20 protein-coding genes are annotated in these 21,495 nt (G+C 67.8%); 7 read left to right on the forward strand and 13 right to left on the reverse strand.

Annotated elements, in window-relative coordinates:
- Position 1: 1 nt before the first annotated feature.
- The 6 genes from trpB to ACW17Y_RS13990 all read right to left on the reverse strand — a co-directional run bounded on the left by trpB (position 2) and on the right by ACW17Y_RS13990 (position 6,454).
- The gene (gene trpB / locus ACW17Y_RS13965) at positions 2 to 1,186 is read right to left on the reverse strand and encodes a tryptophan synthase subunit beta (protein ID WP_492038308.1); all 1,185 of its coding nucleotides are present in this window, start codon (positions 1,184 to 1,186) and stop codon (positions 2 to 4) included.
- Between the two features lie 82 nt (positions 1,187 to 1,268).
- The gene (locus tag ACW17Y_RS13970) at positions 1,269 to 1,901 is read right to left on the reverse strand and encodes a phosphoribosylanthranilate isomerase (protein WP_492036286.1); all 633 of its coding nucleotides are present in this window, start codon (positions 1,899 to 1,901) and stop codon (positions 1,269 to 1,271) included.
- Positions 1,902 to 1,932: 31 nt separating this feature from the next.
- Positions 1,933 to 3,147 (reverse strand): NAD(P)/FAD-dependent oxidoreductase, encoded by a 1,215-nt coding sequence (locus tag ACW17Y_RS13975; RefSeq protein ID WP_492036287.1) that lies wholly within the window; start codon positions 3,145 to 3,147, stop codon positions 1,933 to 1,935.
- A gap of 51 nt (positions 3,148 to 3,198) precedes the next feature.
- A complete protein-coding gene (locus ACW17Y_RS13980; protein WP_492038309.1) occupies positions 3,199 to 3,888 on the reverse strand; it encodes a pseudouridine synthase in 690 nt (229 codons plus the stop codon).
- A gap of 38 nt (positions 3,889 to 3,926) precedes the next feature.
- Positions 3,927 to 4,829, reverse strand: coding sequence for a class I SAM-dependent methyltransferase (locus tag ACW17Y_RS13985; RefSeq protein WP_492036288.1), 903 nt, complete (start codon positions 4,827 to 4,829; stop codon positions 3,927 to 3,929).
- Between the two features lie 449 nt (positions 4,830 to 5,278).
- Positions 5,279 to 6,454, reverse strand: a complete 1,176-nt coding sequence (locus tag ACW17Y_RS13990) for an acetyl-CoA C-acetyltransferase (RefSeq protein ID WP_492036289.1) — start codon at positions 6,452 to 6,454, stop codon at positions 5,279 to 5,281.
- Positions 6,455 to 6,636: 182 nt separating this feature from the next.
- Between ACW17Y_RS13990 and trhA the strand changes: the two genes are divergently transcribed.
- The 3 genes from trhA to ACW17Y_RS14005 all read left to right on the forward strand — a co-directional run bounded on the left by trhA (position 6,637) and on the right by ACW17Y_RS14005 (position 8,431).
- Positions 6,637 to 7,347 (forward strand): PAQR family membrane homeostasis protein TrhA, encoded by a 711-nt coding sequence (trhA, locus tag ACW17Y_RS13995; protein ID WP_492036290.1) that lies wholly within the window; start codon positions 6,637 to 6,639, stop codon positions 7,345 to 7,347.
- A 77-nt stretch (positions 7,348 to 7,424) separates the two neighbouring features.
- On the forward strand, positions 7,425 to 8,072 hold the full coding sequence (gene phaR, locus ACW17Y_RS14000; protein WP_492036291.1) for a polyhydroxyalkanoate synthesis repressor PhaR: 648 nt from the start codon (positions 7,425 to 7,427) through the stop codon (positions 8,070 to 8,072).
- Positions 8,069 to 8,431: a hypothetical protein gene (locus ACW17Y_RS14005; RefSeq protein WP_492036292.1), complete on the forward strand. Its 363-nt coding sequence runs from the start codon at positions 8,069 to 8,071 to the stop codon at positions 8,429 to 8,431. Before phaR ends, ACW17Y_RS14005 begins: the two co-directional genes overlap by 4 nt.
- Before the next feature lie 126 nt (positions 8,432 to 8,557).
- On the opposite strand, the gene ACW17Y_RS14010 is transcribed toward ACW17Y_RS14005, so the two are convergent.
- The gene (locus tag ACW17Y_RS14010) at positions 8,558 to 8,983 is read right to left on the reverse strand and encodes a hypothetical protein (RefSeq protein WP_298162459.1); all 426 of its coding nucleotides are present in this window, start codon (positions 8,981 to 8,983) and stop codon (positions 8,558 to 8,560) included.
- Between the two features lie 92 nt (positions 8,984 to 9,075).
- Positions 9,076 to 9,807 (reverse strand): glycosyltransferase family 2 protein, encoded by a 732-nt coding sequence (locus ACW17Y_RS14015; protein WP_492036293.1) that lies wholly within the window; start codon positions 9,805 to 9,807, stop codon positions 9,076 to 9,078.
- 93 nt (positions 9,808 to 9,900) lie between these two features.
- On the opposite strand from ACW17Y_RS14015, the gene ACW17Y_RS14020 reads away from it, so the two are divergent.
- Entirely contained in the window at positions 9,901 to 11,601 is a 1,701-nt protein-coding gene (locus ACW17Y_RS14020) for an ArnT family glycosyltransferase (RefSeq protein WP_492036294.1), read from the forward strand.
- Entirely contained in the window at positions 11,598 to 12,518 is a 921-nt protein-coding gene (locus ACW17Y_RS14025) for a hydroxymethylglutaryl-CoA lyase (protein WP_492036295.1), read from the forward strand. Before ACW17Y_RS14020 ends, ACW17Y_RS14025 begins: the two co-directional genes overlap by 4 nt.
- Here the strand turns inward: ACW17Y_RS14025 and putA are convergent.
- On the reverse strand, positions 12,515 to 15,646 hold the full coding sequence (putA, locus tag ACW17Y_RS14030) for a bifunctional proline dehydrogenase/L-glutamate gamma-semialdehyde dehydrogenase PutA (RefSeq protein ID WP_492036296.1): 3,132 nt from the start codon (positions 15,644 to 15,646) through the stop codon (positions 12,515 to 12,517). The two genes, ACW17Y_RS14025 and putA, sit on opposite strands and share 4 nt — an antisense overlap.
- A 110-nt stretch (positions 15,647 to 15,756) precedes the next feature.
- On the opposite strand from putA, the gene ACW17Y_RS14035 reads away from it, so the two are divergent.
- Both ACW17Y_RS14035 and ACW17Y_RS14040 read left to right on the forward strand, forming a co-directional pair.
- Positions 15,757 to 16,224: an Lrp/AsnC ligand binding domain-containing protein gene (locus tag ACW17Y_RS14035; protein ID WP_492036297.1), complete on the forward strand. Its 468-nt coding sequence runs from the start codon at positions 15,757 to 15,759 to the stop codon at positions 16,222 to 16,224.
- Between the two features lie 73 nt (positions 16,225 to 16,297).
- Positions 16,298 to 17,386, forward strand: a complete 1,089-nt coding sequence (locus ACW17Y_RS14040; protein WP_492036298.1) for a glycosyltransferase family 4 protein — start codon at positions 16,298 to 16,300, stop codon at positions 17,384 to 17,386.
- Between the two features lie 199 nt (positions 17,387 to 17,585).
- Here ACW17Y_RS14040 and ACW17Y_RS14045 read toward each other — a convergent pair whose 3' ends face one another.
- Genes ACW17Y_RS14045 through phnC form a run of 4 tightly spaced genes read right to left on the reverse strand, consistent with a single transcriptional unit; the run spans position 17,586 to position 21,320 of the window.
- Positions 17,586 to 18,650 (reverse strand): substrate-binding domain-containing protein, encoded by a 1,065-nt coding sequence (locus ACW17Y_RS14045; protein WP_492036299.1) that lies wholly within the window; start codon positions 18,648 to 18,650, stop codon positions 17,586 to 17,588.
- Positions 18,651 to 18,685: 35 nt separating this feature from the next.
- A complete protein-coding gene (phnE, locus tag ACW17Y_RS14050) occupies positions 18,686 to 19,444 on the reverse strand; it encodes a phosphonate ABC transporter, permease protein PhnE (RefSeq protein WP_492038310.1) in 759 nt (252 codons plus the stop codon).
- 50 nt (positions 19,445 to 19,494) lie between these two features.
- The gene (phnD, locus tag ACW17Y_RS14055) at positions 19,495 to 20,499 is read right to left on the reverse strand and encodes a phosphate/phosphite/phosphonate ABC transporter substrate-binding protein (RefSeq protein WP_492036300.1); all 1,005 of its coding nucleotides are present in this window, start codon (positions 20,497 to 20,499) and stop codon (positions 19,495 to 19,497) included.
- Complete coding sequence (gene phnC, locus ACW17Y_RS14060) at positions 20,496 to 21,320, reverse strand: phosphonate ABC transporter ATP-binding protein (RefSeq protein WP_492036301.1); 825 nt, start codon at positions 21,318 to 21,320, stop codon at positions 20,496 to 20,498. The genes phnD and phnC overlap by 4 nt, the downstream gene beginning before the upstream one ends.
- Positions 21,321 to 21,495 lie beyond the last annotated feature (175 nt).

Genomic DNA, 21,495 nt, shown 5'->3' on the forward strand with positions numbered 1-21,495 from the left:
GTCACAACTCCACGCCCAGATGCTTCGCCACCGCGAAGATATCCTTGTCGCCCCGCCCGCACATGTTCAGCACCACGTCGCCGCCCTTGCCGACCTCGTCGGCGATCTCGCCGATCCGGGCCAGAGCATGGCTGGGCTCCAGCGCCGGGATGATGCCTTCGAGCTTCGAACACAGCTGAAACGCCTCCAGCGCCTCGACATCGGTCGCCGTGCGATACTCGGCCCGGCCGATGTCGTTCAGCCAGGCGTGCTCGGGCCCGATGCCCGGATAGTCGAGCCCAGCCGAGATCGAATGCCCTTCCACGATCTGCCCGTCGTCGTCCTGAAGCAGATAGGTCCGGTTGCCGTGCAGCACGCCCGGCCGGCCGCCCTGGATCGACGCCGCATGGTCAGGCCCGTCCAGCCCGCGCCCGGCCGCCTCGACCCCGATCATCCGCACGCCGGCATCCTCGATGAAGGGGTGGAACAGGCCGATGGCGTTCGATCCGCCGCCGATGGCCGCGACAACCGCGTCCGGCAACTTCTCCTTACGGGCCAGCATCTGGATCCGCGTCTCCTTGCCGATCACCGACTGGAAGTCGCGCACCATGGCCGGATAGGGGTGAGGCCCCGCCGCCGTGCCGATCAGATAATAGGTGTCCTCGACATTGGTGACCCAGTCACGCATCGCCTCGTTCATCGCGTCCTTCAGCGTGCCGCGACCCGAGGTCACCGGCACCACCTCGGCGCCCAGCAGCTTCATCCGGAAGACGTTGGGCGACTGACGCTCGACGTCCGTCGCGCCCATGTAGACGACGCATTGCAGGCCGAAGCGGGCGCAGACGGTCGCCGTCGCCACGCCATGCTGACCCGCGCCGGTCTCGGCGATGATCCGCTTCTTGCCCATCCGCATGGCCAGCAGGATCTGGCCCATGCAGTTGTTGATCTTGTGCGCGCCCGTGTGGTTCAGCTCGTCGCGCTTGAACCAGATGTTCGCCCCGCCGTGGTGCTCGGTCAGGCGCTCGGCGAAATACAGCGGGCTGGGCCGCCCCACATAGTGGGTCAGGAAGTCGTCCAGCTCGGCCTGGAAGCTCGGATCCGCCTTGCAGGCCTCATAGGCCTGGTTCAGCTCCAGCACGAGCGGCATCAGGGTCTCGGCCACGAACCGCCCGCCATAGGGACCGAAACGGCCCTCCGCGTCCGGCATGGAGTATTCGTTGGGGAGGATGGCGTTCACGGGAACGAGCTTTCGCGCAGGCATGGGCCGGAAATACGGCCGGACATCAGGGTCAGACGACGGCTTTCAGGAAGGCCGCGATCCGGGCCGCGTCCTTAACACCCGGGGCGCTTTCGACGCCAGAGGACACGTCCAGCAGGGGTGCGCCGCTGATCGCCGCAGCCTCGGCCGCATTCCCGGGCGTCAGACCACCCGCGAGGAACCAGGGCTTCCTGAATGACCGCCCCTTCAGCATCGACCAGTCGAACGAAGCGCCCACGCCTCCGGGCAAGGCCGACCCCTCCGGCGGCTTCGCGTCGAACATCACGTGCTCGACGTGATCCTCCCAGTCCGACGCCGCCTCAAGGTCCTCCGCCGTCGACACCGACAGCACCTTGATGATCCCCGCCCCTGTCAGGGTCCGCACCTGGTGCGCCCGCGCCACCGTCTCGCGCCCATGCAGTTGCACGAAGTCCGGCCTCAGATGCGCCCCGATCCGGCTGAGCAGATCGTCGTCCGCATCCACCGTCACCGCCACGATCCCGGCCCGGCCCCGCGCCCGCTCGAACAGCGGCCGCGCATCCTCCGGCGCGATGTTGCGGGGGCTCCGCGTGAACATCACCGCCCCCACGAAAGCCGCGCCATGGTCGAGGGCGGCGTCCAGCGTCTCGGGCGTCGTCAGGCCGCAAATCTTCACACCGGTCATACGCCGCTGGTGACCTTCGCCGCCGAGCGGGTCAAGCCCGATACAGGTCCGCGTCCGGATCGCTCCCGCCCCGCACCTCCGTCGCCACGATCCGGGAGGCGATGACCGAATAGGTGATGCCGTTGCCGCCGAAGCCCATCACTGCCCAGCCATGTTCCAGACCCGGCACAGGCCTGATGCTCGGCAGCCCGGTGGTGCTCTCCCCGAACGCCCCGGCCCAGCTGTAATCGATCTCGAACTCGACCTGCGGCAGCAGTCGCTTCAGCTTGCCGGCGATGGTCTCGCACTTCCGCTTCAGCTTCGCCTTGTCCTCGTGCGCGACCGGATCGGCCTCGTCCTCGCCGCCGACGATCAGCCGCCCGTCGCCGCCCATGCGGAAATAGAGGTACGGGTTCGACGCCTCCCAGACCAGCATGTCGCGCAGCCATGCGGGACAAGCCGCCCGCGGCTTCGACGCCATCGCCCAGGTCGAGATCACCTCCGCCTCCGGCGTCGGCACCACCTTCGGAAACTCGTAGCCGCAGCAGAACACGACCTTTCTGGCCCGCACCGCCGCACCGGCATCGGTCGTCAGGGTCACACCGTCGGGATCGCCCAGCACCTCCAGCGCCTCGACCGGCGAGTATACCAGCGCCCCGTTCGCTTGCGCCCGCCTCAGCAACCCCGCCGCCAGCCTTGCAGGGTCGGCGCTCGCCGAGCCCTCGGACACGATCGCCCCGGTCCGCTCCATGCCATAAAGGTCGCGCAGCTGGGCCGGGCCCAGATACCGGCTATCCAGCCCCAGCGCCGCCCGCGCCCCGGCCTCCACCTCAAGCGCCCGGTGACCGTATTCATCGCCCGCCAGATAGAGCGACCCCTTGTCCTTGAGGCCGCAGACGATCCGTTCCTCGGCCACAATCCGCTTGAGGTCGTCTACCGCCGACCGCGACCGTCGCCAGGCCCGCGCCGCATCCTTCGCCCCGATCTTCTCGCCCAGCGCCGTCAGCGGCAGGTCGATCTCCCACTGCAGCATGGCGGTCGAAGCCACCGTCGACCCCATCAGCGGCGGCCTGCGATCCAGAACCGCCACCGAGTGATCCCGGCTCAGCTCATGCGCCATGAAGGCTCCGCTGATCCCCGCGCCCACGATGCAGACATCGACGCTGATCGCCTGGGTCAGTGGCCGCACGGGCACGCCCAGGCCGGGGCTGTCCGCCCACACCGACCGCCCGGTCCTCAGGTCTCTCTTGATGGTCGCGCCGGTCATGTTCACTCCGCGGAAGCGGAGCCTTAAGTCAGCCGGACCTCACGGGTTCCATCAGGCGAAGATCAGGTCGATCTCGGCCTGCGTCGCCGGCCGCCATTCCCCCGGCGCCAGATCCTCCGGCAAGGCCAGTTGGCCCATCCGCTCGCGGTGCAGCGCCTCGACGTGGTTGCCGACGGCGGCGAACATCCGGCGCACCATATGATAGCGCCCCTCGGTCACCGACAGCCGCGCCTCGGTTGGGCTCAGAACTTCGAGCGCGGCAGGCGCAAGCGGCTTGTCCTCGCCTTCCAGCACCAGACCGCCCGCCTCGAACAGGGCCGCCTCCGTCCCGACCAGCGGCCGCGCCAGCGTCGCCCGATAGACCTTGGCCACATGGCGCTTGGGCGAAATCACCCGGTGCAAAAGGTCCCCGTCGTCGGTCAGCAGCAGCAGCCCTGACGTTTCCTTGTCCAGCCGCCCGATCGTCGAGATCGCCGGATCGCGCCTGCGCCACCGCTCGGGCAGGACATCATAGACCAGCGCCCCGTCCTCCTTGTGCGAACAGGTCATGCCCAGCGGCTTGTTGAGGATCAGCACCAGCCCCGCCGGCGGATCCAGCGGCCGCCCGTCGATCTGCATCCGTCCCGGCAGGTCCGCCGTCACCGCGATCCGCTGCGACACATCGGTCAGATCGACGCCGTCCAGCACGATCCCTCCAACCTTGCCCAGCCGCGCGATCTCGCTCCGCGAGCCATAGCCCATCGAGCCGAGCAGCTTGTCGACCCGGGCCGTGGGTGTCTTCACTTGGTGGCCTCGAACAGCTTGTACCCGCCGCCGTCGCTGATCGGCGTCACCCGCTTGAACGCCTCCTTCAGCTCGGACTCGTAGGGCAGGTGCCGATTGGCCACGAGCCACAGGCTCCCGCCCTTCTTCAGCATCTCCGCCGCCTTGCGGATGAAGGCCTGCCCCAGCCGCCGGTCCTCGGCCCCGCCGTCATGGAAGGGCGGATTGGAGACGATGAAATCGAGATCGCCCGCCGCCTCGATGGTCCGCACATCGGCCCATTCGAACGAAGCCCGCGCGTCCTCGACGTTCTTCCTCGCCGCCTCGACGGCCCGCCGGTCCAGATCGATCAGCCGCAAGGAGGCCACAGCCGGCGAACGCAGCACCACCGTCGCCAGCGCCCCGTAGCCGCAACCCAGATCCGCCCCCGCGCCTTTCAGCGTCGGCATGGATGCGGCCAGCTGCGCCGACCCGGCGTCGATCCGGTCCCAGGCGAACACGCCCGGCTGCGACCAGGCTTCCAGTCCGTCGACCAGTTGCATCGCCCCCGCCGCGATCGCTGCCTCCAGCCCGGTCTCCTTACCGGTCTTGATCACCACGCAGCGTCGATGGTGCGCCTTGGCCGTCTCGCCGACCTCCAGCCCGAACGCCTCCAGCTCCTTCTTCAGCCGCGAGCCCCCCTTGTCCTTGGCCGCCATGACGTCGAGACGCCCGCCGACCTTCAGCGCCCGCAGCGCCTGCGCCAGCGTATAGCGCCGCTCCAGCACCCCGGGGGGCGCATAGACCATGGCCGTCTCGACCGAATTGTCAGGTAAACCTTCCAGCGCCGTCGAACCGACGATCTGCGGAGAGGTCTGGGTCGCCGCGCCCGGCGGATCGAACACCAGCGGGGGGCGGCCATAGAGGATGGAAGTCGTCATCGGCGGGTGAATAGACTGTCAGGCCGCCCAGCGAAACCGATCTCCCTCTCCCCTTGCGGGAGAGGGAGATCGCGCACGGCGGCGCAGCCGTCGTCCTGGCGCGGTCGGGTGAGGGGTCACGCCATTTCAACCGGTGAACCTCGTCACGCCCCTCCAGCCGCCCGCGTGACCCCTCATCCGTCAGCCTTCGGCTGCCACCTTGTCCCGCAAGGGGAGAAGGAAATCAGGCCATCCCCATCAACGGATCTCCCGAATCCGCCTTTGAAATCAACGGCCGGTCCTGACGAGACGCCTTTTATTCATCACCCCTGAAAACGAGCGCACACTGCGTCCCCTTTCAGTCGTTAGCCCGCTCATGGTCACCACCCCCGCCGCGCCCCCACACGCGTCCGCACGCCTCGATGCTTCGGACTCGCCGGACTCTGTTTCTGGAGTCCGGATGCCGGGCTTCAGACCCGCTCCACGCACATGGCCACGCCCATGCCGCCGCCGATGCAAAGGGTCGCCAGACCCTTCTTGCCGCCCGACCGCTTCAGCTCATGCAGCAGGGTGGTCAGGATGCGGGCGCCCGAGGCGCCGATCGGATGGCCGATGGCGATGGCGCCGCCGTTGACGTTCACCCTAGCCGGGTCCAGCCCCAGCTCCTTCAGCACGCACAGGCTCTGGGCCGCGAAGGCTTCGTTCGACTCGACCCGGTCCAGATCGGCGACGGTCCAGCCCGCCTTCTCCAGCGCCTTCTTCGACGCCGGGATCGGGCCCGTGCCCATGATCGCCGGATCGACGCCCGCCGAGGCCCACGAGCGGATGGTCGCCAGCGGCTCCAGCCCCCGCGCCTTGGCCTCATCGGCCGACATCAGGACCATGGCCGCCGCCCCGTCGTTCAAACCCGAGGCGTTGGCCGCCGTGACCGACCCCTCCTTGGTGAAGGCGGGCTTCAGCTTCTCCATCGACTCCAGCGTCGCGCCGTGACGGATGTATTCGTCCTTGTCGACGGTGACGTCGCCCTTGCGGCCCGGGATCACGACCGGGACGATCTCCTCGTCGAAATGGCCCGCGTTCTGGGCGGCCTCGGCCTTGTGCTGGCTGGCCAGGGCGAAGGCGTCCTGATCGGCGCGGCTGATCTGGAACTTCTCGGCGATGTTCTCGGCCGTCTGGCCCATGTGATAGCCGTTGAAGGCGTCCCAAAGACCGTCCTTGATCATGGTGTCGGTGAAGGCGAGATCGCCCATCTTGTGGCCGGTGCGCAGGTGCTGGGCGTGCGGCGCCTGGCTCATGCTCTCCTGACCGCCGGCGACGATCACCTTCGCATCGCCCATGGCGATCTGCTGATAGCCCAGCGCGACGGCTCGCAGGCCGGAACCGCAGATCTGGTTCAGGCTCCAGGCCGGGGTCTCCTTGGGGATGCCCGCCCCCATCGAGGCCTGACGCGCCGGGCCCTGACCCGTCGCCGCCTGCAGCACATGGCCCAGGATCACTTCGTCGACGTCGGCCGGCGACACGCCCGCCCGCTCCAGAGCCGCCTTGATGGCGATCTCGCCGAGCTTGGACGCCGGCACGCTGGACAGTGCGCCCAGGAACGATCCGACCGGGGTGCGGGCGGCGGAGACGATGACGACGTCGGTCATGGGATTATCCTTTGTCGGGCCTTTCCGGAGGAGCGCTCCGTTAGGCCGCTGGAAACTTTGCGTGGCGTTTCTGCCGCATCCGCGCGCTTTCGTCACGTCCGCTCGCCCCGTTCAGGTGAAAGTCATCCACCCGTCCCATTATTCAGGGAACGACAGGCAGAATTGCCGAGTTTGGTGGGACCATGCTGAACACGCTGAAGCGCCACGCCCGACGGATTTGCACCCCGGATCAGATCGATCTGGAAGAGCACTACCAGTCGCCGTCCGAACACACCGCCGATCTGATCGTTCACGTCGTCGGCCTGACCCTGGCCGCGGTCGGGGGGATTGCACTGGCCATCCTCTCGGCCTTCTACGCGGGCTTCGGCGCGGTCTTCGCGACGGCGATCTATGCGCTCTGCCTGATCGCCATGCTGACCTGTTCGACCATCTACAATCTGACCCGTCCCTGCGCGGCGCGCCCCGTGCTGCGCCGGCTGGACGAGGCGGCCATCTTCCTGATGATCGCGGGCTCCTACACCCCCTTCACGACCCAGAGATTCGAGGGCTGGTGGGCCATCGGCTTCACCCTGGTGGTCTGGACCATCGCCTTCGCGGGCGTCGCCGCCAAACTGGTCGCGCCCCGCATCTCCGACGCCTTCTGGAGCGGGGTCTATGTCCTGTTCGGCTGGCTGGCGGTGATCGCGCTGAAGCCGATGATCGATACCGTCCACCCCATCGCGCTCGGCCTGCTGGTGCTCGGCGGCCTTATCTACACCGTCGGCGTCTTCTTCTTCATCTCACCCAGGCTGAAGTATCGCCGGGCCATCTGGCACGGCTTCGTGGTGGCCGGCGCCGGGGTGCACTGGGCAGCCGTTCTGGTGGGGGTGGTGTTGGCCCCCAACCTCACCTGACATCGAACAGTCACATGCCCACTGGCGCGTTGCTTCGCGGTGCGGGATAACGACCGCATAGCAACAAGGACACTGCAGTGGCCGACAGCAATACCCAGGGCGGAAAGACCAAGGACGGCGCCAAGGAAGGCGACCCCGTCATCATCAAGAAATACGCCAACCGCAGGCTCTACAACACCTCGACCTCGACCTATGTCACGCTCGAGGACCTGGCCAAGATGGTCCGCGAAGGCGTCGACTTCGTCGTCTTCGACGCCAAGACCAATGAGGAGCTGACCCGTCAGATCCTGACCCAGATCATCTTCGAGGAAGAGAGCCGGGGTCAGGCCCTGCTGCCGGTCCAGTTCCTGCGCCAGCTGATCGGCTTCTACGGCGGTCAGATGGAAGGCGTCCTGCCCTCCTACCTTGAGATGTCGCTGGAGAACTTCTCCCGCCAGCAGGAGCAGTTCCGCGACCAGATGACCAAGGTCCTCGGTGCAAACCCGGCGACCGGCCTGATGGGCGGCGGCCTCATGGAGGCGGCGGCCAAGCAGAACATGGCCATGTTCCAGAACGCCATGAAGATGTTCCCGGCCTTCGCCTATGGCCGCACGGACGGCGAGTCTCCGGCCCAGGCCGCCCCCGCGGCGCAACCGGCGGCGGACCCGGCCATCGACGAGATGCGCCGCCAGATGGACGAGATGCGCGCCCAGATCGACCGTATCGCGGGCGCTGCAAAGCCGTGACCGACGGCGTCCGCCCTGTCGGACCGGTCGAGGGCCGCGACCGTCGCGCGGCCCAGCGGCGTGAAGCCGAACGCCGCGCCGGCTCCACCAGCCGCGAGCTGGTCCCGGTCGGCAAGGTGGTCGATGAAATCCCCGACCCGGCAAGCCCTGCCGCGTCGCACTCCGCAGCCGATACCAACCCCCTCGATCCGGCCGCAGCCTTCGCCGCCCAGATGATGGGGCAGACGGGCCAGCGCAAAGGCCTGAAGGGCGGCCCGCCGGTGATGGATGCCGCCCGCGCCAGCTACCTCGGGGCCGAATATTCGGGCGAGAAGGACCGCCGCCCGCCCGCCGGACTGATCAAAAAGACCGAACTCTGAGCTGGCCCGGGGCTTGCAGCGAACGAGGCGAACTCTCGCCTTCGGACGCCGCCATGACCCTCGCCTTCGCCGCCAAGACCTTCGACGTGATCGTCGTCTCGCTGATCTTCGCCGCCCTGATCTAGCCTAGGCGCCGGCGCCGAAATCCAGGTCCTTGCGGGCCGAGATGATGGTCACGATGAACCCGGCCAGCACGTCCAGCATGACCATCGTCACGATCAGGAAGAAGGTCGAGGTCGCGAACCCGCGCACCAGCAGGAACTCGACCAGGCAGATGACGAACAGGATCATCGACAGGGCGTGATTGACGATCGCCACCTTCTGGCTCGACGTCGACTTCAGCAGTTCGAAGAACAGCAGGATCAGCGACAGGAACAGGATCAGGTCGCCAACCCCCACGTTCCAGCTCGCGCCCGACGCCATCGGGATCGAGAACATGGCCTGACGCAGGGCGTCGTCCGCCGCCGCCAGACCGCCGCCGCCCAGTCCGGACAGCACGACGATGTTGTAGAGGATCACCGGAATGACGAGCAGGGGCAGGGCGATCAGCATGGTCTGTCTCTCGCGTTGGAACGGCGCAGCTTGTTAACCACGGATACTCCCGTTCGCTCCATACGGCTACGCAGGTTCGCCAAACAGGCGACTTAGAACTCGCTGATGGCCCCCGGCCGGCGCGACCGGGTCTTCAGCCACATCACGCCCAGCAGGTCCGAGAACGAGTTCTTGAGCCGCCCCCAGTTCGTGTATTTCGACTGGCCCGTCTCGCGGTGACGATGGCCGATCGGCAGATAGCGGTTCTCGTAGCCCTCGCGGATCACCAGCGCCGGCAGGTAGCGATGCACGTGATCGAAATAGGGCAGTCTCAGGAAGACCTCACGCCGGAAGGCCTTCAGCCCGCAGCCCGTGTCGTCGGCGTCGTCGCCCAGCAGCCGCTTCCGGATCCGGTTGGCCCAGCGCGAGGCCCACAGCTTGGCCTCGGAATCCTGTCGCTTCTGGCGCACGCCGCCGACGAGGGCGACCTGCGGCGGCGCGGCGATCAGAGCGTCCGCCAGTTTCGGCGCGTCCTCGGGCGGGTTCTGGCCGTCGCCGTCCAGGGTGACAACGATCGGGGCCCGCGCGGCCAGCACGCCCGTCCGAACTGCCCGGCTCTGGCCCGCATTGGTCGTGTGCGCCAGCACCCGCAGCGTCGGCAGTTCGGCCATCAGGGCCTTGAGTTCGGCCAGGGTTGTGTCGCGGCTGGCGTCGTCGACGAAGATGATCTCGTGCGCCCGCCCGCCGAAGGCTGCGGCGATCTCGCGCGCCAGCGGCCCCGCCGCGCCGGACTCGTTATGGACCGGCACGACGATGGAGATTTGCGGGGTCTCGGCGCTCTGCATTCCTGCTCTCTAGACGCAAAACGGCGCTCGACGCCACGGTCTGCGATGTCGAGCCGCTGACGCCCGCGCAATCGCCGTGTTAGGAACGGTTCCATGACGCGCCCGAACCTGGATCGATATGTCGCCGGCTGGCGCGGCCCCCTGCTGGCGGCGCTCGTCGCCCTGATCGCCGGCCTGCCCGGCCTGCTGCTGCTGCCGCCGCTCGACCGCGACGAAAGCCGCTATGCCCAGGCCACGTCACAGATGCTGGAGAGCGGCGACTATGTCGATATCCGCTTCCAGGACGACCCGCGCTGGAAAAAGCCCATCGGCATCTACTGGATGCAGGCCGTGGCCGTGGGCCTGACCTCGCAGGTCGAGAATCGCGACATCGCCCCGTACCGCATCCCTTCCATCATCGGGGCGATGCTGGCCGCCTGGGCCTGCGCCTGGGCGGGATCGGCGCTGTTCGGAGCGCGCGCCGGCTTCCTCGGCGGCGCCATGCTGGGCGCGACCTTCCTGCTGTCATCCGAGGCCGGGATCGCCAAGACCGACGCCATGCTGTGCGGCTCTGTGACCCTGGCGATGGCAGGCCTCGCGCGCCTCTACATGGCCTCCCGCGTCGCACCGCTGATCAAGGGCGACCCGACCCAACGGCTATGGAAGTTGATGCTCTGGGTCGGGCTAGGCCTGTCCATCCTGATCAAAGGCCCCATCGGCCTGCTGGTCATCGTCCCGGCCGTTCTGATGCTGTGTCTGTGGGACCGTCAGTGGGCCTGGCTGAAGCGGCTCGGCTGGGGCTGGGGCGTGCCACTGCTTGTGCTGATCGTCGGCCCCTGGGCCATCGCCATCACCATCGCCACCGACGGCGGTTTCTGGCGCGAATCGATCGGTCATGACCTGGGTTCCAAGGTCACGGGCGCAGCCGAAAGCCATGCCGGCTTCCCGGGCATGTACGCCGTGCTGGCGCCCCTGCTGCTCTTCCCGGCCACCCTGATGCTGCCGGCCGCCCTGTCGACGGGCTGGAGCCGCCGCGCCGAGCCCGCGATCCGCTTCCTGGTCTGCTGGCTGGTGCCGTGCTGGCTGATCTTCGAAATCGCCCCGACCAAGCTGTTTCACTACACATTGCCCACCTTCGGCGCGATCGCCCTGCTCATGGCAGCCGCCCTGACCCGGCCGATCGGCAAGATCTCGCGCTGGACCGGCGCCGGTCTCGCCGTCTTCGGGGCCGTGGTGATCAGCGGGATCACCGTCTATGGCCTGACCGCCTTCGGCACCTCGACGGCCCAGACCTGGGCCACGATCACTGTCGTCTGCGCCGCCATGGCCGCCCTGATCGGGGGTTTCCTGCTGCTCAACCGCGCCGCCGTCACCGGCGTCCTGATCGCGCTGGGCTTCGGCATCGTCGCCCATGCGGCCCTCGCCGGAACCCTCCGTCAGCTGCGCCCCCTGTCGATCGCCCCCCGTCTGGAGAAGATGCTCGAACTGAACGGCCTGTCGCCGCGCCAGGGCCTGACCCCCGGCCCCGTCGCGATCACCACCTTCCATGAGCCCAGCTTTGTCTTCGTCACCGGCCGCGACACCGAACTGACCGACGCCGCCGGCGCCGCCAAGGCCCTGGCCGAGGGCCGTCCCGCCATCGTCGAAGCCGGCGACGACGAGGCCTTCCGCCAAGCGACCGCCAGGACCGGGGTCCCCGGCCGCGCCGTCGGCGTGGTTACCGGCCACAACTATTCCAGCGGCGACGACGTCCGCCTGACCGTCTACGCCCCGCCGGACACCCCCACGCCTGAGGCGCCGGAGCCGCGCCGGTGAACCCCCGCCCGATCCAGATCGTCGAGGTCGGCCCCCGCGACGGCCTGCAGAACGAGAAGGCCATCCTCGATCCGGCGACCCGCGCCGAGCTCGTTCTGCGCCTCGAGGCCGCCGGCGCCCGCCGCATCGAGGCGGTCAGCTTCGTCCATCCGAAACTCGTGCCCCAGATGGCCGGCGCCGAAGACGTGATGGCCGCCCTTGCCCCCGACCCGGGCCGCAGCCGCATCGGCCTCGTCCTCAACGGCAAGGGCTATGACCGCGCGCTCGGAACCGGCGTCGACGAGGTCAATGTCTCCCTCTCCGTCACCGACGGCTTCGGCCTGAAGAACCAGGGTCTGGCCGTCCGCGATCAGGTCGCCATGCTGTCCGACATCCTCGCCCGACGTCACAACTCCGACGGCACGGACACGCCGGTTCCCGCCCTGTCGGCCACCCTCAGCTGCGTCTGGGGCTGTCCCTTCGACGGCGAGGTTTCGGTCGGTCAGGTCAGCGATCTGGTCGGCGAACTCGCGGCCGTCGGCGTCGCCGAGATCGGCCTGGCCGACACCATCGGCGTCGGTGATCCGTGGACGGTCACGAAGAAGGTCGGGGCCGCCAGGGCCGTCGCGCCCGACGCCGTCCTGCGCCTGCATTTCCACGACACCCGCAACACCGGCGTCGCCAACGCCTATGCGGCCGTCGAGGCGGGCGTCGACGTGCTGGACGCCTCGGTCGGCGGGATCGGCGGCTGCCCGTTCGCGCCGGGCGCCACCGGCAATGTCGCCACCGAGGACCTGGTCTACATGCTGGAGCGCGCCGGCTATTCGACCGGCTACGACCTCGACGCCCTGATCCGGACCGCCCGCTGGATCGGCGAGAAGATCGGCCGTCCCGCGCCCAGCGCGCTCAGCCGCTCCGGCGGCTGGCCCCGGCCCTAGAGGTTCAGCAACGCCGGATCACCGCCCTGGGCCGAGATATTGTTCGAGATGGCTTTTTCCGACGCATAGCGGATCAGGCTGTTCGGCCCGCCCGCCTTGGGACCGGTCCCTGAAAGGCCCTCGCCGCCGAACGGCTGGACACCGACCACGGCGCCGGTCACGCCCCGGTTGATGTAGACGTTGCCCGCCGGGACAAGTTGCATGACTTGCTCGGCGAAGGCCTCGATCCGCGAGTGCACGCCCAGCGTCAGGCCGTAACCCCGCGCCGCCAGCTTGCCGGCCACCGACTTCAGGTCGGCCGGATCGTAGCGATAGACGTGCAGGATCGGGCCGAACACCTCGCGCTCCAGATAATCCGGGGTCGGAATCTCGGCGATCGTAGGGGCGAACAGGTCGCCGCGCTCGGAGCCGTTCGGCATCATGGCGCGGGCGACGATCTTGGCGTCCTTGCCCAGTCGCTCGATGTGGGCTTCCAGGGCCTTGCGGCTCTCCGGATCGATCACCGGCCCGATGTCGGAGGCCGGATCGGCAGGATCGCCCAGAACCTGCGCCGCCAGCGCGCCCTTCAGCCCCTCGATCAGGCTGTCAGCCGAATCTCTCGGCGCATACAGCACCCGCAGGGCGGAGCAGCGTTGACCGGCCGAGCCAAAGGCGGACGAAATCACGTCGTCGATGACCTGTTCGCGCAGGGCCGTGGTGTCCACGAACATGCCGTTCAACCCGCCCGTCTCGGCGATGAAGGGCAGGATTGGGCCAGGGCGGGCGGCGATGGAGCGATTGATCGCGGCCGCCGTGTCCGTCCCGCCGGTGAAGGCCACGCCGTGGACGCCCGGATGCGAAACGAGCGCCGCGCCCACCGTCTCGCCGCGCCCGGGAACCAGGGCCAGTAGGTCGGGGTTGAGGCCGGCCTTGTGATAGAGGCGCACCGCCTCGGCCGCGATCAGGGGCGTCTGCTCGGCCGGCTTGGCCAGCACCGCATTGCCGGCCGCCAGCGCCGCCGCGATCTGGCCGGTGAAGATGGCGAGAGGGAAGTTCCACGGGCTGATGCAGGCGAACACGCCGCGCCCGTGCAGGACCAGACGGTTGGTCTCGCCGACCGGCCCGTTCAGCGTCTGTGGCCCGCCGAAATCCTTCTCGGCCAGCATGGCGTAGTAGCGGCAGAAGTCGGCGGCCTCGCGCACCTCGGCCACGCCGTCGTTCAGCGTCTTGCCCGCCTCGCGGCTCAGCAGGGCCACCAGCCGGTCCATGTCGGCTTCCAGCGCATCGGCCATGGCGCGCAGCACCGGCGCCCGACCGGATCCCCCCGCGCGGTCCCAGGCGATCTGGGCCTTTGCCGCCGCATTGGCCGCGTTGTCGGTGTCGTCGCTCGACGCCTCCGACACATGACCCAGAACCTGCGACCGGTCGTAGGGGTTAGTCACGGCCTGGGCGTTCGTCCCGGCCATCAGCCTGCCGCCGACGATCGGACCCGAGGTCAGCTTCTCCGCATCGACCTTCTGCAGGGCGGCGGCATGCCGCTCGCGGTCGGCCTTCTGCGAATAGTCACGGCCGAGCGAGTTCTGGCGGTCCATGTACATGTCCTTCGGCGTGGGGATTTTGACGTGGCGGTCAGGATGGTCCTCGACCGAGGCGATGGGGTCGGCGGCGACGGCGGAGGCCGGCACCCGCTCGTCCAGCAGGGCGTGGACGAACGACGAGTTGGCCCCGTTCTCCAGCAAACGCCGGACCAGATAGGGCAGCAGGTCCTCGTGTCCGCCGACGGGGGCGTAGGCCCGCACCGTCATCGCGCCGAAGGTCTCGGCCGCCGCGTCGTACAGGGCCTCGCCCATGCCGTGCAGCCGCTGGAACTCGATCTTGACCCCGGCCTCCTTGGCCATGTCGTGCACGGCGGCCAGCGAGTGAGCGTTGTGGGTCGCAAACTGGGCATACAGATGCGGCGAGGCGTCGATCATGGCCTGCGCACAGACCAGATAGTTGAGGTCCGTCGCCGCCTTGGTCGTGAACACCGGATAGTCGGTCCGACCCATGACCTGGGCCCGCTTGATCTCCGTGTCCCAGTAGGCGCCCTTCACCAGACGCACCATCAGCCGCCGGTTCGAGGTCCGCGCCAGCTGCGCGATCCGCGCGATCGCCTCGGGCCCACGCTTTTGATAGGCCTGCACCGCGAGGCCCAGCCCGGTCCAGTCGCCCAGCTCCGGTTCGTGGGCCAGCCGGTCCAGCAGCTTCAGCGACAGGGCCAGACGGTCCGCCTCCTCCGCGTCCATGGTGAAGTTGATGTCGGCGCGCGCTGCGATCAGGGCCAGCCGCTTGATGCGCGGATAGAGCTCATCCCAGACCCTCTCCTCGTGCGTCGCCTCGTAGCGCGGCGACAGGGCCGACAGCTTCACCGAGACGCCGTGACCGACCTCCGGCCCCTGCCCGCCGGCGGTCTTGCCGACGGCGGTGATCGCGTCGGCGTAGATCTTTTCATACCGCTCGGCGTCGGCGGCGGTCCTTGCGCCCTCGCCCAGCATGTCGAAGCTGCACAACCAGCCCTCGCGGTTGGCCCGCTTCAGCGCCGCCTCAATGGTGCGCCCGACCACGAACTGCTCACCCATGATGCGGACGGCGGCGGCCACAGCCTGACGGATGACCGGCTCGCCCAGACGCCCGGCGACACGGGTCAGGAAGCCCGGCAGGTCCGTCTTGGCCTGTTCGTCGGCATCGACCAGCTTGCCCGTCAGCATCAATCCCCAGGTCGAGGCGTTGACGAACAGACTGTCGGACTGGCCCAGGTGCGAAGCCCAGTCGGCCGAGCCGATCTTCTCGGCGATCAGCCGGTCGCGCGTCTCTTCGTCCGGCGTGCGCAGCAGGGCTTCGGCCAGACACATCAGGGCCAGCCCCTCGCGGGTCCCCAGGCTGAACTCCTGCAGGAAGCTCTCGACCACACCCTGTTTCTTCTGGCTCTTGCGGGCGTGTTCGACCAGTCGGACGGCCTCGTCCACCACCGCCTGACGCGAGGCGGCGTCCAGCGGCGAGGCGGCCAGCAGGGCCCGAACGGTCGAGGGTTCGTCGGCGAACTTGCCGTGATCCAGTGTGTCCCAGTCCTGAGACAGAGAAGGGACAAGATAAGCGTTGAGGGGCGTCATGGCGTCGGCGGGGATCCTGTCCTGTATGAACTTGCCTATATGTCGGACCCATCCGAATGTGCATCGTATGATCGAGACCTCAGCCGACGATCCTTCGGAAAATTGCGCATATGACCGTTGAAAATTTGGACGCCGTTGATCGCCGCATTCTGAAGGTGCTGCAGGCGGACGGCCGTGTATCCAATGCTGAACTGGCCCGGCGGTGCAATCTGTCGCCAGCGGCCTGTTTCGAGCGGGTCCGCCGCCTGCGCGAGCGTCGGGTCATCATCGGCTACGCGGCCCTGATCGACCCGACCAAGGTCGGGCGCGGCCTCATGATCTTCGTGGAAGTGCTGCTGGACCGAACGACCGGCGACCAGTTCGAAGCCTTCGCTGACATGGTTCGCCGGCAGCCCGAGGTTCTGGAATGTCATATGGTGGCGGGCGGCTTCGACTATCTGCTCAAGGCGAGGGTCGGCGACATGGATGCCTATCGCGCCTTCCTCGGCGACGTCCTGACCCGGATGCCCGGGGTGCGTGAGACGCGAACCTATGCTGTTCTCGAAGAGGTGAAGTCCACCACCGCCCTGCCTTTGTAGGACTGTCTCGCCTTCGTCGACATGACCCGCTAAAGCTGCCTGCTTGATAAGAAGGCGGAGCCGTTCGGCCCACATGCGCATCGTTCTCGCCACCGACGCTTGGGAGCCCCAGGTCAACGGCGTCGTCCGCACCCTGACCCGCACCGTCGCGGAATGCCGCGGCATGGGTCACGAGGTCGACGTCATCGAACCCAGCCAGTTCCGCACCATCGCGGCGCCGACCTATCCCGAGATAAGACTGGCCCTGGGCGCCGAGGAAGAGATCCGCGAACGCCTGCGCGCCATCGAGCCGGACGCCGTGCACATCGCCACCGAAGGCCCGATCGGCATCGCCACCCGCCGCATCTGCGTCGAGTGGAAACTGCCCTTCACGACCAGCTATCACACGAAATTCCCTGAATATATTTCGGCGCGCTTCCCGGTCCCCGTCCAGGTCGGCTACGCCTACATGAAATGGTTCCACAAGCCTTCGGGCCGGCTGATGGTCGCCACCCCGACGCTGAAGAAGGAGCTCGAGGACCACGGGTTCAAGAATATCTCGCCCTGGACGCGGGGCGTCGACACAGAACAGTTCCGTCCCGATCTGGAGCGCATCTTCGATGACCTGGGCGGCAAGGACTGGCCGCGCCCCTACTGGCTGAACGTCGGCCGCGTCGCCGTCGAAAAGAACATCGAGGCCTTCCTCGAAACTGACTTGCCGGGCACCAAGATCGTCGTCGGGGACGGCCCTGCCCGCGCCGAGCTGGAAGCCAAATATCCCGAGGCGAAATTCCTGGGCGCCCGCTTCGGCGAGGAACTCGCGCGCTGCTTCCGCGACGCCGACGTCTTCGTCTTCCCCAGCTGGACCGACACCTTCGGCCTGGTGATCCTGGAGGCCATGGCCACCGGCACGCCCGTTGCGGCCTACCCCGCTCACGGCCCCATCGACCTGGTCCCCGGCTCGAACGCCGGAGCCATCGACGAGGACCTGCGCACGGCCTGCCTGGAAGCCCTGAAGTGCGACCGCGCCGCCACCCGCGCCTATGCCGAGAAGTTCAGCTGGCGCGCCTCGGCCGAACAATTCGTGCAGAACCTTGAGCCCTATCCGGAGCCCGAGCGCGGACGCTTCTGGCGCCGGCTCCGCCGCATCGCCCGGGTTCGGCGCAGAGCAGCGGCGGCCTGATCGCCCGCAGACCCACCATTGCTCGACGGGTCAAGTCACGGTTTTCAAAGATTATTTGTTGGAGATCGCGCTCTGTATCCATCACTGTTCTGAGGGGTGGTATCCTCCGGCCCGGTCTTTGACATCACCGCTCCCGGAACACGGAAACGGGACTCAACGGACTATCTGGACTCCGTTTTCAGGAATCCGGCTATTTCGACTAGTCCGGCCGCGCCATGGGCGTCAGTGCCGTGGCGATGGCGCGTTGCTGGATCAATTCCGCCTCCGGCAGCGGCACCAGACCGCGGTCCTGCAGATAGCCGCCCCGGCCCACGGCGGCCTCGGAGGTAAACTCGATCAGGAATTCCTGCAGGCCCGGCGTCACGCCGATGTGGGCCTTCTTCACATAGATGTAGAGGCTCCGCGCCAGCGGATAGGTTCCGTTTGAAATCGTCTCCGGGCTGGGGGCGATGCCGTCGATGGTCTCGGCCTTCACCGTGTCGAGGTTCTGCTCCAGGAACGAGAAGCCGAACACGCCCAGCGAGCCCGGCGTCCGGGTCAGGGTCTGGAGGATGGCGTTGTCGTTCTCCCCCGAGTCGACCCAGGCGCCGTCCTCGCGCACCGTGTGGGCCAATGCCTCGAACCGGTCCTCGTCCTGATCTTCCACGGCGGCGACCGCCGGGATGAGCTTGGCGCCCGGGGTCATGCCCAGTTCCAGGAAGGCGTCGCGCGTGCCCGATGTCGGCGGCGGGCCATAGACCTGGATACGCTGGTTCGGCAGCGAAGGATTGATGTCGGCCCACGTCCGGGCCGGGTTCGGCACGAAGGTCCCGTTCGGCCCGGGCGATTCCTTGGCCAGGCCTTCGTAGAGATCGTTGAGCTGGAAGTTGAAGCTGGCCCCGTTGCGCGCCGTGGCGACGACGATACCGTCATAGCCGATCTTCAGTTCGACGATCTCTGTGACGCCATTCTCCGCGCATTTGTCGAACTCGGACCGCTTCATCGGCCGCGAAGCATTGGCGATGTCCGGGGTGGACGGGCCCACGCCCTGACAGAAGGCCTGGATGCCGCCGCCGGTGCCCAGGGCCTCAACGCGCGGCGGAGCGCCTTCCGGATTGTTGCGCCCGAAATTCTCTGCCACCCGGGTCGCGAACGGGAAGACGGTCGAGGATCCCGCCGCCCAGATGCCGTTCCTTTGCCCCCCGCCCTGCCCGCAGGCGGCGACGGTCAGGGCCATGACGGCGGTTCCGGCGACGAAAAGCCGGCGAGGCAGGATGGACGACATCAGGCGGTCTCTCGAGCGGAGCGAATGTGCGACGCTTAAAGCAGACGTTTGCGCATGGCCTGTGACAGCATGTCGATCAAGGTCACGGCGATGACGACGATGATGACGATGGCCGACACCGAGCGGAAGTCGAAGGCGTTCATGCTGTCGAACAGCACCTGACCGATCCCGCCCGCGCCGATGAGACCCAGGACCGTCGCCGACCGGCTGTTCGATTCGAACCGGTAAAGGGCGAACGAGGTCCAAAGCGGCGCGACCTGCGGGATCACCCCCCACACAATCTCATGAAGGCCCGAAGCGCCTGTGGCGCGCACCCCTTCGACCGGTCCCTTGTCGATCGACTCGACCGCTTCCGAGAACAGCTTGGCCAGGACGCCGGCCGTGTTCAGCGTAATGGCCAGGACGCCCGCGAGCGGTCCAAGACCTACGGCCACGATGAACAGCAGGCCGATGACAAGGTCGGGGATCGAACGCAGCAGGTTCATGACCCAGCGGACCGGCGTCACAACCCAGACCGGTGCGATGTTGCGGGCTGCGGCCAGGCCCAACGGCACGGCCAGGAAGACCGCAAGGAAGGTGCCCCACAGCGCGATCTGAACCGTCAGCCACATCTGCTCCACGAACAGTCGCCAGTTGGCGAAATTCGGCTTCAGCAGGTCGCTGGCGAAGGTTTGGATGTTGGCGCTGTTCGTGAACAGGCGCGACAGGTTGCCCAGGTCGACGTCGCCGACACTGTAGACGAGCAGGGCCAGGACCCCGCCCCAGATCAGGACGTCAAGCGCCCAGGCCCCCATCGACTTCGACGGATGCTTGGGAATGGAGCCGGTCGGGAGAACGCCGTCGGTCAAGGCTGGACCTCACGGAGCGCGCGCAGACGTTGCAGTTCGGCCTCGGCGGCGGTGACGCCGGCGGTGTCGCCCTTCTCGCGGGCTTCCTGCAGCTTCTGGTCGGCGATCATCTCGCGGATCGGGTTCAGGTAGCTGTCGTCCGCCGAACGGAACTGGGAATACTCCAGTCCTGCGAGCACCTGGCGCTGCCGATCGGCTTCCACGCCCTCGCCCTGGCCGTAGGTCAGGAAGAAGCTGCGGATCTTTTCCTTGATCGCGGGATCAAGGTCGCTGCGCACCAGGATGCCCGATTCCGGAATCGGCGGGGACTGCCAGATCTCGGTGATCTGCGCCGCAATGGCCGGATTCTGGCGGTTCAGGAAGACCGTGTTGACGGTGTTCGAGGTCGCCACATCGACCACGCCCGTGGCCACGGCGAAGGCGTTGGCCTGGTGATTGGCCGAACGCACGGTGGCGAAGCACTGGGCCGGGACGATATTGCGCGGGTTGAACAGGAAGGCCATGGGGGCCAGCGTTCCCGAGGTCGACTGGGCGTCGCCGATGCCGAAGTCGAACCGCTTGCCGCAGGCAAGGACCTGATCGAGCGTGATGCCCGAGCCAGTCTTGACGACCAGGGTCGAGCGATAGCTGTCGAGGCCTTCCTTGTTGACCGTGCGGGCGATGACCTCGGCGTCGGCGCGGTCGATGGCCTCGACCGCCGGCTTGGCCGAGAACCAGGCGACCTGGGTCTGGTTGCCGCGCATGGCCTCGACCAGCACGGTGTAGTTCGAGCCAAAGAAGGGCTCCACCTCGACGCCGATCGCCTCGGACATGTCCTCCAGCAGCGGCTGCCACAGCGGGCCGGCCGAGGCCTGGCCTTCCGCCGACAGGATGGAGAAGGTGATCTTGGACGGCGCGCCGCCCGACTTGGCGTCATCCCCGCCGCCGCAGGCCGGGAGGCCGAGCAGGGCGATCGCGGCGCCGACCAGACCGGCCCGGCGGGTGAATGAGGCGAAGGTCATGCCTTGGTTTCCCAGAACGCGTCCTCGAACTCGGGACCGTAGATGTCGATCAATTGCTTGGTGTCGAGGCTGGTCGACGGGCCGTCGTAGACGACCTTGCCGGCCTTCAGCGCGATCACCCGGTCGCAATATCGGATGGCGTAGTCGACCTGGTGCAAGGTGACGATGACGCCGAGGCCGTCGCGCCGGTTCAGTTCGACCAGCAGCTCCATGACCTTGCGGGCGGAGACGGGGTCCAGCGAGGCGACGGGCTCGTCGGCCAGGATGCCCTGGGCGCCCTGGACCAGGGCCCGGGCGATGGCGCCGCGCTGCTGCTGGCCGCCGGAAAGCGTATTGGCGCGCTGGGCGGCGTAGTCGGAGACGCCCACCCGGTGCAGGGCGGCCATGGCCTTGTCCTTGTCCGCGCCGGGCCAGGCCCCGAACAGACCCTGCCAGCCCGGCAGACGCCCCAGGGCGCCCAGCATGACGTTGGTGAACAGGCTCAACCGGCCGACCAGATTGAACTGCTGGAATATCATGCCCAGCTTCTGGCGCGCGGCGCGCACCGCTCCCGTCGTGCGGCCGTTCTTCTGAACGCAGACGCCGAAGACATCGATCTGGCCGGGCCCGGCGTCGATGGTCTGCAGGCCGGTGATGGAACGCAGCAGGGTGGACTTGCCCGACCCGGACGGACCAATCAGCGCGACCATCTCTCCGGCGGCGACAGACACAGAAACGCCGTCCAGCGCCTTTCGGGATCCGAAGGTCTTGGACACGTCGCGGGCCAGGACGAGCCCAGCCACGAGGGGGCCGGGCGCGGAGCTAACGGCTGATGAACTCATGAACTCGCTGTGGGCGGCTGACGAAACAGGCGCCGAATGACGCGAGAAAGGCGGTCCGGCAAGTCTTAATGCCACGCGGCGAGAGCAGACGTCCAGCGTGACCGCGCCGCAGCGCCTCCGCCTTTGAAATCAAACATGTTCAGGACCCGGAGCACCCCCGCCTCCCGTCAGGCCA

Source organism: Brevundimonas sp. AVps7, from assembly GCF_058681545.1.